Source organism: Cupriavidus sp. 01L46 (genome assembly GCF_056399905.1).
On record NZ_JBFTSF010000104.1, the window covers coordinates 1 to 14,573 of the forward strand.

13 protein-coding genes and 1 pseudogene are annotated in these 14,573 nt (G+C 65.1%); 8 read left to right on the forward strand and 6 right to left on the reverse strand.

From position 1 onward, the window contains the following. Positions 1-27: 27 nt before the first annotated feature. The gene (locus AC1DS3_RS19350) at positions 28-285 is read right to left on the reverse strand and encodes a hypothetical protein (RefSeq protein WP_477127731.1); all 258 of its coding nucleotides are present in this window, start codon (positions 283-285) and stop codon (positions 28-30) included. Positions 286-718: 433 nt separating this feature from the next. Between AC1DS3_RS19350 and AC1DS3_RS19355 the strand changes: the two genes are divergently transcribed. Next, positions 719-2,800: a serine/threonine protein kinase gene (locus tag AC1DS3_RS19355; RefSeq protein WP_441641585.1), complete on the forward strand. Its 2,082-nt coding sequence runs from the start codon at positions 719-721 to the stop codon at positions 2,798-2,800. 25 nt (positions 2,801-2,825) lie between these two features. Here AC1DS3_RS19355 and AC1DS3_RS19360 read toward each other — a convergent pair whose 3' ends face one another. Then, a complete protein-coding gene (locus AC1DS3_RS19360) occupies positions 2,826-4,832 on the reverse strand; it encodes an SUMF1/EgtB/PvdO family nonheme iron enzyme (protein ID WP_441641584.1) in 2,007 nt (668 codons plus the stop codon). Between the two features lie 434 nt (positions 4,833-5,266). Here AC1DS3_RS19360 and AC1DS3_RS19365 point away from each other — a divergent pair, with 434 nt between their 5' ends. The 6 genes and pseudogenes from AC1DS3_RS19365 (at position 5,267) to AC1DS3_RS19390 (ending at position 7,934) form a co-directional block, all read left to right on the forward strand. Next, complete coding sequence (locus AC1DS3_RS19365) at positions 5,267-5,692, forward strand: DUF4399 domain-containing protein (RefSeq protein WP_477127732.1); 426 nt, start codon at positions 5,267-5,269, stop codon at positions 5,690-5,692. A gap of 44 nt (positions 5,693-5,736) precedes the next feature. After that, positions 5,737-6,177 carry a DUF4399 domain-containing protein gene (locus tag AC1DS3_RS19370; RefSeq protein ID WP_441641582.1) on the forward strand — a complete coding sequence of 147 codons (441 nt, stop codon included), beginning with the start codon at positions 5,737-5,739 and terminating at the stop codon, positions 6,175-6,177. Positions 6,178-6,598: 421 nt separating this feature from the next. Next, complete coding sequence (locus AC1DS3_RS19375; protein ID WP_477109719.1) at positions 6,599-6,856, forward strand: hypothetical protein; 258 nt, start codon at positions 6,599-6,601, stop codon at positions 6,854-6,856. Between the two features lie 58 nt (positions 6,857-6,914). Then, positions 6,915-7,172 carry a hypothetical protein gene (locus AC1DS3_RS19380; RefSeq protein WP_459371265.1) on the forward strand — a complete coding sequence of 86 codons (258 nt, stop codon included), beginning with the start codon at positions 6,915-6,917 and terminating at the stop codon, positions 7,170-7,172. A 100-nt stretch (positions 7,173-7,272) separates the two neighbouring features. Beyond that, a pseudogene (locus AC1DS3_RS19385) lies at positions 7,273-7,533 on the forward strand (hypothetical protein); the annotation flags it as partial. A gap of 182 nt (positions 7,534-7,715) precedes the next feature. Next, positions 7,716-7,934 (forward strand): hypothetical protein, encoded by a 219-nt coding sequence (locus AC1DS3_RS19390; protein WP_174428212.1) that lies wholly within the window; start codon positions 7,716-7,718, stop codon positions 7,932-7,934. A 118-nt stretch (positions 7,935-8,052) separates the two neighbouring features. Here AC1DS3_RS19390 and AC1DS3_RS19395 read toward each other — a convergent pair whose 3' ends face one another. The 3 genes from AC1DS3_RS19395 to AC1DS3_RS19405 form a co-directional block, all read right to left on the reverse strand. Continuing rightward, entirely contained in the window at positions 8,053-8,613 is a 561-nt protein-coding gene (locus AC1DS3_RS19395; RefSeq protein WP_441641133.1) for an NADPH-dependent FMN reductase, read from the reverse strand. A 132-nt stretch (positions 8,614-8,745) separates the two neighbouring features. Further along, positions 8,746-9,822 carry an enoyl-CoA hydratase/isomerase family protein gene (locus AC1DS3_RS19400; RefSeq protein WP_441641134.1) on the reverse strand — a complete coding sequence of 359 codons (1,077 nt, stop codon included), beginning with the start codon at positions 9,820-9,822 and terminating at the stop codon, positions 8,746-8,748. 88 nt (positions 9,823-9,910) lie between these two features. Beyond that, complete coding sequence (locus AC1DS3_RS19405) at positions 9,911-11,473, reverse strand: methyl-accepting chemotaxis protein (protein WP_477127733.1); 1,563 nt, start codon at positions 11,471-11,473, stop codon at positions 9,911-9,913. Between the two features lie 242 nt (positions 11,474-11,715). Between AC1DS3_RS19405 and AC1DS3_RS19410 the strand changes: the two genes are divergently transcribed. Then, positions 11,716-12,612, forward strand: a complete 897-nt coding sequence (locus AC1DS3_RS19410) for a sterol desaturase family protein (protein ID WP_441641136.1) — start codon at positions 11,716-11,718, stop codon at positions 12,610-12,612. 110 nt (positions 12,613-12,722) lie between these two features. On the opposite strand, the gene typA is transcribed toward AC1DS3_RS19410, so the two are convergent. Then, the gene (typA, locus tag AC1DS3_RS19415) at positions 12,723-14,543 is read right to left on the reverse strand and encodes a translational GTPase TypA (protein ID WP_174428207.1); all 1,821 of its coding nucleotides are present in this window, start codon (positions 14,541-14,543) and stop codon (positions 12,723-12,725) included. Between the last annotated feature and the right edge of the window lie 30 nt (positions 14,544-14,573).

Genomic DNA, 14,573 nt, shown 5'->3' on the forward strand with positions numbered 1-14,573 from the left:
AATTCAGCTTGGGGCGTGGCCCGCGGCTCAGTAGATGTTGTTGCTGGCGTTTTGCGTCGAGTMGACATGGGACTTGATGTCGGCCACGAAGGCGGCGTTGTTGCCGTTCATGTTCACAACGTTCTGGGTCTGGCCGATCAGCTGCGAAGCATTGAAGGTCGAGTCGAGCTTGACCGAGCTGAAGATGGGCATGAAGGGCACGAAGCCGCCGCGCACGGCGCGCATGGCGCGGGTGTCGAGTTCTTCGGTGACCGGCAGGTCCTTGATGGCGAGGGTGGTAGTCATGGCAGTTCTCCTTGGGAGCGATTGGGACTTGGGTTCATTTCGGTTGAGCATCTGTGCTGCGCTCGGGAGGTACAAACGCAYGGAGTGTGCCAAGGCGGGCCATGCCATCGCAGATCGCCCGCAAACGCAGGCTGGGCCTGGGGCAAAAATGGATCGAGCCGGAAAGGACGTGCCAGCAAGCGCTCCGGAGCGGCCCGGATCTGATGGGCGGCGGCCAACACAACAACACCGGGTGTTCGCGCATGCGCGACAGGCAGCGGCTCTTGTGGCACCGTCGTGCCGCTGGCGTGGCTTGCCGGCGTTGATGCAATGCACGAGGGGTTTGCGATTGGCGTGAGTGCGCACTAGTATCCATCGTGGGCAGGTACTCGCTGTAGAAGGGCGAGTGGGCGCTCAATGCGCAACTTTGCGCAATCACGTCGTGGCTGCATCGATGCCTAGCATTCCAGACCTGATACGTACCTTCCAAAGCGGTGGTCTGTCGCACGACGAGCTGTTGGCCCGCATTGACAGCACCTTGGCCGTGGACCAGGCAAGCGCCACGCAGCTAGCGGACATGCTCAGCGAGGAGAACACCCGCTTTCCGCTGCCGCCTGGCGTTTATGAAGAGGTGTTGCAGCGCATAGAGCGCCGCGGGACAACCCAGTTCGAGGATGGCGGCGAGGAAACCCGCGTGCAGACTGGCCACGCCGGCATGGCGTCCGCGCCTTCCTTGCCATCGCAGCCGCCCGCGAGCGATCAGGCGATTGCCGGGGCGGAGCAGACCAAAGGGGTGGGCGATACCTTGAATGGCCGCTTCGTGCTGGAGGAGTGCCTGGGTGTGGGCGGCATGGGGACGGTCTACAAGGCGCTCGACCTGCGCAAGCTCGAGGCCTCGGATCGCAAACCTTACATCGCCATCAAGGTCCTCAACGTGCAGTTCCGCGGTCATCCGAAATCGCTGATCGCGCTGCAGCGCGAGGCGCGCAAGGCGCAGACGCTGGCGCATCGCAATATCGTGACGGTCTATGACTTCGACCGTGATGGCTCGGTGGTCTACCTGACCATGGAGTACCTGTCGGGCAAGTCGCTGAATCGTGTCTTGCGCGCGCCAGACTTTGCCGGCATGCCTTATGCCAAGGCACTGCCGATCATCACAGGCATGGGCCGGGCCCTGTCCTATGCGCACGAGCGTGGCTTCGTCCACTGCGACTTCAAGCCCGCCAATGTCTTCCTCACCGATAGCGGTGAAGTGAAGGTGATCGATTTCGGCATCGCGCGCGTCTTCCAGCAACCGGCGGACGACGCGGACCCGACCGTGTTCGACCCGGGCACGCTCGGCGGCATGACCCCCGCCTATGCCAGCCCCGAGATGTTCGAGCATCGCGAGCCGGATCCGCGCGACGACATCTACGCGCTGGCCTGCGTGACCTATGAACTGCTGACTGGCAGGCACCCCTATGAGCGGCTGTCGGCCAACCAGGCGCGCGGCGCCGGCCTCAAGCCACAGCGTCCCAAGGTGCTCAGCCGCGGGCAGTGGCGCGCGCTGCGCGCAGCGCTGTCTTTCGATCGTGCAACGCGCACGCCTACCGTGGCGCGCTTCCTGGCCGAAATGGGCACCGAGCGCCATGGTGGCATGCCAATGGCCAAGCTGGGCGCCGCGTCCGTGGCCGGCGTGCTGCTGGCCGGCGGGCTGGGTTACTACGTGTGGCGCGCGCGCACCGCGCAGGAGGGCCAGCAGCCTGCGGCGCAATCCTCGGCAAGCGCGGTGGTATCCGCCACGCCCCAAGCCGCAGTGACGCCGTCCGCGGCGCCGGGCTCGCCGCCGCCCGCGCAACCGAGCGAGGAAGCCCGGCCCGAGCGCACGCTCTCCATGCAGGCCGTGGCGCCGGTGCTGGCGCGCGCGCCTTGCTCGCTGCTGTCGGCCACCGGGCAGGACCATGTATTGCAGGTGCGTGGCTATGTGGCGGAGCGCTTTGGCATCAAGCGGCTGAAAGACGAGCTGAGCGCGGTACCCGGCGTGCGGACGCTGAACCTGGACGTGCAGACGCTGGGCGATGACAAGTGCGACGTGATCAAGCTGATCTCGCCTTACTGGTCGGGGCGCCGCAGCGCAACCGCGCTGACCACGATCCGCACCCGTGCACCCGGCGCGCAACTCACGGAGGGAACGCCGCTGATCGTGGACATCACCACGCCGGCTTATGACACCTATGTCTACGTCGACTACTACATGGCCGATGGCAAGGTCGTGCATATGGTGCCAAGCCAGCGTGCCAAGGCCAACCAGGCACCCGCCAGCTACACCGCTGCCGTGGGCAGCCTCGGGGACTGGGTGATCTCGAAGCCGTTCGGCACCGAGTTGATCGTGCTGATCACCACGCCCGCGCCGCTGTTCGACACGCTGCGCCCGGAGTCGGAGTCCAGGCAGGACTACCTGCGCGCGCTTGATCGGCAACTGGGTCCGATGGCGGCCAAGCGCGGAGAAAGCCATATCGGTGCCGACATGGTGCAGATATCTACCAACCCGCGCTAGCTAGGCAGGGCGACATTGGCAGCGGCTACTTCAGGTCCCGCACGACGCGAAATCCGTTCTGCGACTGGCGCACGCTCGCGCTGTACTTGAAACGGGTGGAGGAGAGCATGTAGCTCGCGCCTTCATGCCATGAGCCGCCACGGATCACGCGCACGCTGCAGCCGGGCTCGTCCCAGGCACGTCCGTCGGCAGGCGCGTTCTTGTAGGAGATGTGCCAGCAGTCGGCGACCCATTCCCACACGCTGCCGTTCATGTCGTGGAGGCCGTAGCCATTGGCGGCAAAGGAGCCGACGTTGGCGGGCGCGTCGGCATTCCACGGTTCGCCGCAGTCCTTGCAGTTGGCCGTGCCTTTGCGCATCTGGTCGCCCCACCAGTAGAGCGTCGCGGTGCCGCCCCGGGCGGCGTATTCCCACTCGGCTTCGGTCGGCAGGCGGTAGTGCTTGCCGCTGACCTTGCTTAGCCAGGCGACGTACTGCTGGGCATCGTCCCAGCTCACATCGCGCACTGGGGCGTTCCTGGGTGCGTTGGCGACAGTCGCGATGCGCTGGCATGCACCCGCATCGGCGCAGGCGCTCCATTGTTCCACCGTGACTTCGTACTTGCCGATGGCAAAGGGCTGGCCGATGGTGACGTGATGCGGTGGCTTCTCGGTCGGGTCACCGCCGTTGCTGCCCATGGTGAAGCTGCCCGTCGGCAGGCTGTGCAGCACGGGACAGGCCGGGCAGTCCTTGACCTCGCCCGGCCTGATCTCGACTGTCACGGCGCCGGCCACGGCAGCTCGTTGCGTGGCGGGTGCGCTTGCGGCCGGTGCGGGTGGAGCGGATGCGGCAGGTGCGGATGGTGCGGTTGGTGAGGGCGCGGCAGGCGGCGCTTGCACCTTGCCGGACTGGGTGCGCGCTGGCGGCGGCGTGACGGTGCCTTGCGCGGTGGCTGGCCCGGATGAGGCGCCTGGCGTGCGAGCACGCTCGGCAGGCGCCCCGGCCGCGCGTAGCCGCTCGATCCTGGCGCGTGCCAGAGGCGCAAAGCGGCCGTTCGGATAGGCCTTAAGGTAGGCCTCGTAATCGCTTGCGAAATTGCTGTTCTTGATGGAGTCCCAGAAACTGAGCTCGTACTGCTCGTCGCTGTCCTTGGGAAGGATGCCGCGATGCTGCGCAAGGATCAGCGCATCGGCTTGCCTGTGTGCGTGCGTGATGGCTGCGTTGTCATTGTCGTCGACGTTGACGTTGACGTTTTCGCTGGTGGCCGAGGCGTTCGCCGCGAATCGGAGCGGGGCGGATAACGACGAGGATATCCACGGTTGCTGCCGCCGCCCTGTTTGCTGGCTCACGATATCACCAGCCCGGCGCAGGGCGGCCTCGGCATCAAGGCCGGGCACGCGCATCGTGCGCAGCAGGGCGCTGGTGAACGCACCGTGCCGCGCCCCTTCGGCTGCCACGGCGCCGGGGGCCGTGGCATAGGCGATCAGCGTGTTGGCGGGGGCGGCGGGCGGCTTGACGGCACTGCCGCGATAGGGGTTGTCCAGGCAGCTATCGAGGATCACCACGTTAAGCATGTCCGGCCTTGGCGCCGACATGCTGGCCAGTACGGCGCCAAGCCCGGTGCCAGCGGTGAGCAAGCGGCCAGGTGTGCGGCTGCCGGCATCGACGGGAATCATCACCGGGCTGTCCGCGACCTCGATGCCGTGTCCCGCGAAATAGAACAAAGCCGTGCCGCCGGCCTGCAGGCGCTGCTGGAATTCGGCAAGCGCTCGCGCCATGCCTTCCCGGTCCAGGTTCTCGCGGAGCATGACGTCGAAGCCGAGCGCGGCCAAGGTGCGGCGCATTGCCCGGGCGTCATTGGCGGCGTTGGGCAGCGGCTCGTCCACATAGGCGCCGTTGCCGATGACCAGGGCGAGGCGCCTGCCCGGAGCGCTTGCGGGGGCGGCGGCCGGGTGCTTTGCTTCGGGGGGGAGGGTTGGCGTGTCGATACCGGCTTCGGCCCTCACGGCCGCAGCCAACCCAAGCAGGCACACGACAAGGAATTTTCGCCACATATGCAGGCCTTGTTCGTACGGCGCCGAAGTGCATCGGCGGCCCACGTGCCAACGGCGTGACGCGGCACGCGAGAGCGATGATGCCCGGCCATCACCTGGCCGGCCCGCCTTGTCCTTTGCGCCGACGTGATGCAGCGCTAGCGGCACTGGGCTGGCTCAATCAACCATAGCACAGCGATTGTGAATCCGGAGGTGCTTCGCAACACCGGGTGGCGTAGCAAGCTCACAACCGCGCGGCGCCGACGCGGCGCAGGGTATCGCCAAGTATCTTTTTGCTGTTTTCCGTTCTAAGCTGAATGACGAAATTGGATGACGAAATGCAGCGCGCCGGCCTGAAGCCAATCGACGAATCCGCCAAAAGCCAAACACAAATAGCAAGAACAAATAGCAAGAATTCACCGCGTTCGAGACAAGCTGTTCGGGAGGGCTAACGTATGCACAGGCGAACCGTGCTCGGCACATTGGCAGCGTCGCTGCTGGCTCCGTTGCCTTCGATCTCGTTATCCACGACATCCCCACCCAATGCCGAGGTCTACATTATCTGGCCGCCCGATGGCGCCGTGATCGATGGTGGCAAATTCTGGGTGCGCATGGGCCTGCGCAATATGGGGATCGCCCCCAAGGGCATCGACATGGCCAACGTCGGCCACCACCACCTGTTGATCGACACGGACMTGCCGCCGATGGACAAGGAGATTCCGAATGACCGGAACCACCTGCACTTCGGCGCCGGCGAGACCGAGGCGCGGATCGAACTGCCACCGGGCAAGCACACCTTGCAGTTGCTGCTCGGCGACAAGGACCACAAGCCCCACGACCCGCCGATCTACTCCAAGAAGATCACCATCACCGTTCGATAAGGCCCCGGGCCGCCGGGCCGGCGGCACGATACGGGAGACAGTCCATGCGTAAGCTCATTCCGGCTGCTGCGCTTGCCGCCAGCCTGCTTCTGATCGGTGGCACGCCGGGCGGCGCAATCGCGGACGCCACGCCCGCGCCCGCCCATGCCTACCTGTATATCGGCTTTCCCAACAACAACCAGGTCCTGCCGGCGGGCAAGCCGATCAAGGTGTGGTTCGGGCTGCGCGGCATGGGCGTAGCGCCACGCGGCGTGAAGTTTCCGAACAGCGGCCATCACCATCTGCTGATCGATACCGACCTGCCGCCCATGGACAAGGAAATCCCGAACGACCGCAACCATCTGCATTTCGGCGCCGGCGAGACGGAGACCACGATCGAGCTGCCGCCGGGCAAACACACCTTGCAACTGCTGATGGCCGACGACAAGCACATTCCGCACAACCCGCCGATCTACTCCAAGAAGATCACGATCTACGTGAAGTAACTTCGGTCGTTCAGGTCGTTCATTCGGGTTCGCGCTTTTCTCGCGGCGGCGCATGACGCGTGCCGCTCGCACATCGCCGCGTTATTGCGCGCTTGCCAGGCGGCGCTCGCCGCACAACTCCCTCGTGTCTTCATCGCACCGGCCGTGCGCGCCGCATGCGGCGGGCGTTTGTCACCAGCGAGCAAACACATGGTGTCTGTTGTGTTGGCCGCCGCCCATCAGATCCGGGCCGCTCCGGAGCGCTTGCTGGCACGTCCTTTCGGCTCGATCCATTTTTTCCACAGGCCCAGCCTGCGTTTGCGGGCGATCCGCGATGGCATGGCCCGCCTTGGCACACTCCATGCGTTTGTACCTCCCGAGCGCAGCACAGATGCTCAACCCAAATGAACCCAAGTCCCAATCGCTCCCAAGGAGAACTGCCATGACTACCACCCTCGCCATCAAGGACCTGCCGGTCACCGAAGAACTCGACACCCGCGCCATGCGTGCCGTGCGCGGCGGCTTCGTGCCCTTCATGCCCGTCTTCAGCTCGGTCAAGCTCGACTCGACCTTCAATGCCTCGCAGCTGATCGGCCAGACCCAGAACGTCGTCAACATGAACGGCAACAACGCCGCCTTCGTGGCCGACATCAAGTCCCATGTCGACTCGACGCAAAACGCCAGCAACAACATCTACTGAGCCGCGGGCCACGCCCCAAGCTGAATTCGCAAACGACTGAATACCCCGGAGAACTGCCATGACTACCACCCTCGCCATCAAGGACCTGCCGGTCACCGAAGAACTCGACACCCGCGCCATGCGCGCCGTGCGCGGCGGCTTCGTGCCCTTCATGCCCGTCTTCAGCCTGACCAAGATCGACTCGACCTTCAATGCCCAGCAACTGATCGGGCAGACGCAGAACGTCGTCAACATGAACGGCAACAACACGGCCTTTGCCGACGACATCAAGTCCCACGTGACGTCGACGCAGAACGCCAGCAACAACATTTATTGAATGGTCACGGCACCGGCAAGAGGCGGCACCGCCGCCTCCGCTGCCGGCCAGTAGCCGCCATGTCCAGCAATCAAGTCAAGTGAAGTCTAGGAGAACCATCATGTCATCCATCATCGTGCGCGACCTCGCCCTGAACCAAGACCTCGACAGCAAGTCCCTGGCCGCGGTGCGCGGCGGCAATTCCTGGTTGCAAGGACTGGGCCCGGTGGCCAACGTCAATGTCAACGTCAACCAGAACATCGCCCAGTTGCAGAGCATCAACGTAAACACGCTCAACAACGTCGGCGTGATCGGCTCCGGCTTTGGCCCGCTGAGCATCGACGTCAACCCGTCGCAGTGGGCCGCCACCCACGCCGCGGTCTGRGCGAGATGCGCCCCGCTCCGTGGAAACCCAAGGGTTTCCACGGTTGTTGCGCGCGAGCTGGCACTGCCCCGGAGGTAAAACCCGTGGCCTATACTGATCTGGCTGGGCTTGCCGCATCGCGCGCACCCACCCGGCGAACCCCGGCAGAGCCGGCCTTCGCCACCCTGCAGGAGGAAGTCATGGCCGTCATCGTCATCAAGGATTTGCCGGACAGCGTGGATCTCGACAGAGAAGCCATGGTGGCAATCACAGGCGGCGCGAGAACGCGCGCCGGTCATGCATGGACGTCGCGTAAGCTCGGGGGAGCCTTGCGCGTCATCAGCTATCCGGAGGGCTTTCCAGGCCAACCGCTGGCAGGCACGCAGTCGCGGCCGGCCGGGGACATCAAGCGCAAGTAAGTCGAATCAGAAGCGCAAGGCAGCGATATTCTGCCCTCCGCGCCCGTTGCCCTGTCGGCAACGGGCGTCAGTGTTTTTGGGGGATGGGTTTTGGGAGCTTTGGCGGCTACTTTGCCGGCTAACGAGCCGCGTTGCGCTCGATCCAGGCGGCATAGGTAGCCAGGTATTTGCCCAGGAAGCCGCGAGTGGACTCGCTGGCGATACCGCCCTGCTCGTCGAAGAGCTTGTCAACGCCGCTGATGTAAGCCTCCGGTTGCTGAAGGACCGGGATATTGAGGAAAACGAGCGACTGGCGCAGGTGGTGGTTGGCGCCGAAGCCACCGACAGCACCAGGCGAGGCGCTGATCACGCCGCCGGGCTTGCCGTCCCAGGCGCTCTGGCCGTAGGGACGCGAGCCGACGTCGATGGCGTTCTTGAGCGCGGCCGGCACCGAGCGGTTGTGCTCGGGTGTCACGAAGAGCACGGCGTCGGCGCGCCGGATGCGGTCGCGAAAGGCAACCCATGGCGCGGGCGGGCTGGTGTCGTCGTCCTGGTTGTACAGCGGCAACTGGCCGATTTCGACGATGTCGAGCTTGAGCCCGGCGGGCGCCATCGCGGCCAGCGCGAGTGCCAGCTTGCGGTTGAAAGAGTCTTTGCGCAGGCTGCCTACCAATACGGCTACGTCACGTGGAGTACTCATCGCGATTCCTTTCTCGTTCACAGCACTATGGGTGGGCGGAGCCGGCACTCGCGCGCCGCATTGCTGCGCCGCGGCGGCCGGTCCAAGCGTCACTCTAATCCATTTGCGCGAAAGGAGCCGCCAGTCGCCCGCCTACAGCGCCGCCAGCGGATGCTCGCCGTGCGCCCAGGGGCTATCGAAAAACGCGTGCACGCGCTCGCGGGTGACCTCATCGAGGCGCGCGGGCTGCCACTTCGGCGCGTGGTCCTTGTCGACTGCCAGCGCGCGAATGCCTTCGACGCCGTCGCCATGGCGGAACACGTAGTACATCATGTCCAGCTCCATGCGCAGCTCGTCGTTCAGCGCCATGGTGCGGGCGCGGCGGATCTGCTCCAGCGTGACGTTGAGCATCAGAGGCGAACGCGCGCGCAGCATGGCGGCCGTCTGCGCAGCCCAGTCGGAGCCGGCATCGCTCACTGCTGCCACGATTCCGGTCACCGAGGCGCCGGCAAACAGGCCGTCGATCTGGTCCTGCAGCTTGGCCAGCTGGCTTTCGCCCGGCGGGCAGGCGGCGCGGTGCGCCGCGGTGGCCTCGTCGATGCAGGCGAGCACGGCATCGCCATCGGCAAACTGACGCGCGCGCAGCACCTCCACCAGTTCCGCCATGGCATTGCCCGGCAGGTAAGCATCCGCCAGGCCTGCGTACAACGCGTCGGCAGCATGAATCATGGCGCCGGTCAGGCCCAGGTATTCGCCCAGGCGACCGGGCGTGCGCGACAGGAACCAGCCGCCGCCCACGTCCGGGAACAAGCCGATATTGGTCTCCGGCATTGCCATCTTGGTCCGCTCGGTCACCAGACGACGGCGTGCGCCTTGCGAGATGCCCATGCCGCCGCCCATCACCACACCGTCCATGAGCGCGATGTAAGGCTTGGCGTAGGTATGGATCAAGTGATTGAGCGCGTATTCCTCGACGAAGAACTGATCGAGCGCCGGATCGCCGGCAAGCGCGGCCTTGTGGAAGAAGCGGATGTCGCCTCCAGCGCAAAAAGCCTTGCCGCCCGCGCCGGCAATGACCACGGCCGCCACTTCGGGCGCCACCGCCCATGCATTGAGCGCCTGGGTGATGGCGCGAATCATCTCGAGCGACAGTGCGTTGAGCGCCTGGGGGCGGTTCAGCGTCAGGTAGCCGATGCCGCCCTGGATCTCGCTTGTGACCAAGTCAGTCATGTCTCTTTTCTCCGCGAATGCAACCCGCAACTTTACACCAGCCAAGCTGCGCGCCGCACCCCCCTGAGCGGCGTCCGAGGCACTGCCTTCAGGCCACCCGAAATGCCGACATCAGCCCGGTGAGCCGCTGCGCCTGGTCCTCCAGCGAAGCCGCAGCCGCAGCGGCCTGCTCGACCAGCGCGGCGTTCTGCTGGGTCATGCCGTCCATCTGCGCCACCGCCTGGTTGACCTGCTCGATGCCGCGCGATTGCTCATCGGACGCCGAGCTGATGCCGCCCATGATGCCGCTCACGCGGCGCACCGCGCCCACCATTTCCTGCATCACCTGCCCTGCTTGCTCGACCATCTCGCCGCCGGCGCGCACGCGCGACACCGAGTCGCCAATCAGTGTGCGGATCTCCTTGGACGCGCCCGCGCAGCGCTGCGAGAGATCGCGCACATCGCCCGCGACCACCGCGAAGCCTCGTCCGTGCTCGCCGGCCCGCGCGGCTTCCACCGCCGCGTTGAGGGCGAGGATATTGGTCTGGAACGCGATCTTCTCGATCACATCGATGATGTCGACGATCTTGTTGGCGCTGGCGTCGATCGCCTGCATGGTGCTGGCTACGCGCGCCACCGCGTCGCTGCCACGCTCGGCCAGGCCGGTGGCGCTGCTGGCCAGGTCATTGGCCTCGCGCGCGCTGTCCGCGTTCTGGCGCACCGTGCCCGTGAGCTCCTCCATGCTGGACGCCGTCTCCTCGAGCGACGCGGCCTGCTGCTCCGTGCGTTGCGACAAGTCGCTGTTGCCGCTGGCAATCTGCTTGCTGGCAGCGGCAATGGAATCGGCCCCGCCGCGCACGTCGCTCACCATCGCGGCCAGGCTCTCTTGCATGTGCCCGAGCATGGCAAGCATGCGGCCAGTCTCGCTGCGCTCTGCCTCGGCGCCCGAGCCGGCGCCATCCTCCTTGGCGCCAAGATCGCCGGCAGCGATGCGCGCGAAGCGGGCGATGGCGGTATCGAGCGGCCCCACGATGGAGCGGCGCAGGCGCCAGGCCACCACCGTGCTGAAGCACAAGCCAAACCCCAGCACGCCGATCGACAGCGAGCGCAGCGTGGTGTAGCGCTCCTGCGACCCGTGATAGACCTCCAGCGCGCCGGCGAGCTGCAGCTTGCCCAGCTCGGTATTAACGGCGGTGAAAGCGATGTCGAGCTTGGGAATGGTTTCCAGCACGGCGCGCATCACCGCCTCGCGGTCGCCTTGCTTGAGCGCGGCAATCATCGGCGACACACCTTGCGTGAACAACGCCTCGCGCTTGGCGGCGACGTCCGCGGCCGCGCGGGCTTCTTCCGCCGAACGCGGCAGTGCCAGATAGGCCTTCCAGGCCGCATCGGACTGGCGCGCAAACCCCTCTGCGGTATCGGCGCGCGCACGGGCGTCGGCGGGATCGGCGGCGAAGGTGGCCTGGTCGAGCAAGACCCGCACGAGCAACTGGTTGGAACGCGCCTCGGCCAGGCTGACCGCGGCGGAGAGCTGATGCTGGTAGATCTGCCGCGTGGCGTCATTGCTGCGCGACATGCCAAGCCAGCCTACGGCACCGACAATCAGCAACAATGCATTGGTGACGATAGTCAGARTCCACAATCTTGTACCGATAGTCGTGTTGCGAAACATGAGGGCTCCCCGTTGGTTTTAGCGCTGATGCGGCTCCGTTTTTGGCCGCCCCGCTATAACGGCGCCCCTCACCGCTCCTTGACCCCGCGCATGTGGATATTCAGTCGTGCAAAATGGTCAGGAATGCGAATGTGCGTAGTAAGCAGTTTTGGGTGCCTCAGCGTGCGCATTTGGCAACACCGCACGACCGTATAGAGGATCGCCTCCAGGCAAAACCGACAGAATCGGGCAACACTTTGCGCATGACACCGTCAACAATCGATCCTGGCCTGATCCTGCTGGCATTTGCGCCGGTCTTCGTGCTGACCATCGGCGCGGAGGCCTGGTACTGGGCGCGCCGCGACCCCGCCATCTACAGCCTGCGCGATACCGCGTCCAACGCCGCGCTGGCGCTGATGCACCAGGCGTCGGACGCGTTCTTCCTGTGGCTGATGGTGCGCACGGTCTACACATGGAGCTACCAGCATGGCCTGAAGGCGATGCCGCAGACGGTCTGGTCGTTCCTGCTCTTGCTGCTGCTGCAGGATTTCCTTTACTACTGGTTTCATCGCGCCAGCCATCGGGTGCGCTGGATGTGGGCTTCGCACGTTACCCATCATTCCTCGGAGGGCATGAATTTCTCGACGGCGTTCCGCCAGAGCCTGACGTATCCGCTCTCGGGCATGTGGCTGTTCTGGATTCCGCTGGCGCTGATCGGCTTCACGCCCGACTGGGTGATCCTGGCGGTGGGGTTGAACCTGGCCTTCCAGTTTTTCGTGCACACCCGGCTGGGCGGCCGCTGGCACCGGCTTGAATGGCTGTTCAATACGCCGTCAGTGCACCGGGTACACCATGCGCGCAATCCGCAGTACATCGACCGCAACTATGCGGGCGTGCTGACCGTGTGGGACCGCATGTTCGGCTCCTTCGTGCCTGAAGAGGCGCCGCCCGAGTACGGCATCACGCGTCGCATCGCCAGCCATAACCCGATCACGCTCACCTTCCATGAATGGCGCGGCATGTTCGCCGACGCGTGGCGTCATCGCGACCTGCGGCATCTCTGGAAGCCGCCCGAGTGGCGTCATCCGCACGAATTGGCAGCCGGGGATGCGCCGCTGGCCGGCATCGCATCTGGGACGGATCGCAGCCAGGACGCATGATGGCTGGATAGGCTGGATAGCCAAAACAAGAGCGCCAAGAAAAACCGGCAACAAAAAACCGCGCACAAGGCGCGGTTTTTTGCTGGCAAAGTAGCCTGGGACGAAAACGCTTACACGGATTCGCGCGAAGCACGCTTACGCTCGTGCTCCTTCAGGTGACGCTTGCGCAGGCGGATGCTCTTCGGCGTGATTTCCACCAGCTCGTCGTCGGAGATGAACTCCACGGCGTATTCCAGCGACATCTGGATCGGCGTGACCAGGCGCACGGCTTCGTCGGTACCCGAGGCACGCACGTTGGTCAGCTGCTTGCCCTTGATCGGGTTCACAACCAGGTCGTTGTCGCGGCTGTGGATGCCGATGATCATGCCTTCGTACAGTGCATCGCCCGGCTTGACGAACATGCGGCCGCGATCCTGCAGCTTCCACAGTGCGTAGGCCACGGCATCGCCGTCGTCCTGCGAGATCAGCACGCCGTTGTGGCGCTCACCCAGGCCGCCTTCGCGCAGGGGCGCGTAGTCGTCGAAGATGTGGCTGATCAGGCCGGTGCCGCGGGTCAGCGTCAGGAACTCGCCCTGGAAGCCGATCAGGCCGCGGGCCGGAACGCGGTACTCGAGGCGGGTACGGCCCTTGCCGTCGGACGCCATGTCGAGCAGTTCGCCCTTGCGGCGGCCCAGCTCTTCCATCACGCTGCCCTGGTGGCCRTCTTCGACGTCCACGGTCAGCAGTTCGTACGGCTCGTGCTTGACGCCGTCGATTTCCTTGAACACCACGCGCGGGCGCGACACGGCCAGCTCGTAGCCTTCGCGGCGCATGTTTTCCAGCAGGATGGTCAGGTGCAGCTCGCCGCGGCCCGACACTTCGAAGATGGTGTCGTCGCCGGTCTCGGCCACGCGCAGCGCCACGTTCGACTTCAGTTCGCGGTCCAGGCGTTCGCGCAGCTGGCGGCTGGTCACGAACTTGCCTTCACGGCCGGCCAGCGGCGACGTGTTGACGCAGAAGTTCATGGTCAGCGTGGGCTCGTCCACCTTCAGCATCGGCAGCGCGTCTTGCGCGTCCGGCGCGCACACGGTGCAGCCAATGCCCAGCTCTTCGATGCCGTTGATCAGCACGATGTCGCCAGCTTCGGCTTCTGCCACGATCTCGCGCTCCAGGCCCTGGAACTTCAGCACCTGGTTGATACGGCCCTTGATGGGGTTGCCTTCCGGGCCGAACTTGACCACCACGTCTTGCAGCGAACGGGCGCGGCCACGCGAAATGCGGCCTACGCCGATCTTGCCGACATAGCTGTTGTAATCGAGCGAGATGATCTGCAGCTGCAGCGGACCGTCCGGGTTGTCGTCACGGACCGGCACCTTGGCCAGCACGGTCTCGAACAGCGGCTTCATGTCGCCTTCGCGCACGTCGTCGGTCAGGCCAGCGTAGCCGTTCAGGCCGGATGCGTAGATTACCGGGAAATCGAGCTGCTCRTCGGTGGCGCCSAGCTTGTCGAACAGGTCGAACGTCTGGTTGATCACCCATTCCGGACGCGCGCCCGGACGGTCGACCTTGTTGATCACCACGATCGGCTTCAGGCCCAGCGCCAGCGCCTTGCGCGTGACGAAACGGGTCTGCGGCATCGGGCCTTCGACAGCGTCAACCAGCAGCAGCACGCCGTCAACCATCGACAGCACGCGCTCCACTTCACCGCCGAAGTCGGCGTGGCCAGGGGTATCGACGATATTGATGTGGGTGCCGTTGTATTCGACAGCACAGTTCTTCGCGAGGATGGTGATCCCGCGTTCCTTTTCAATGTCGTTCGAGTCCATCACGCGCTCGACCATTTGCTGGTTGTCGCGGAAGGTGCCTGCCTGGCGCAGGAGTTGGTCGACCAGAGTGGTCTTGCCATGATCGACGTGAGCGATGATGGCGATATTGCGGATGGCGCGGGTCATTGCAGCGTCTCGCTTTGGKGCTGAGCATCA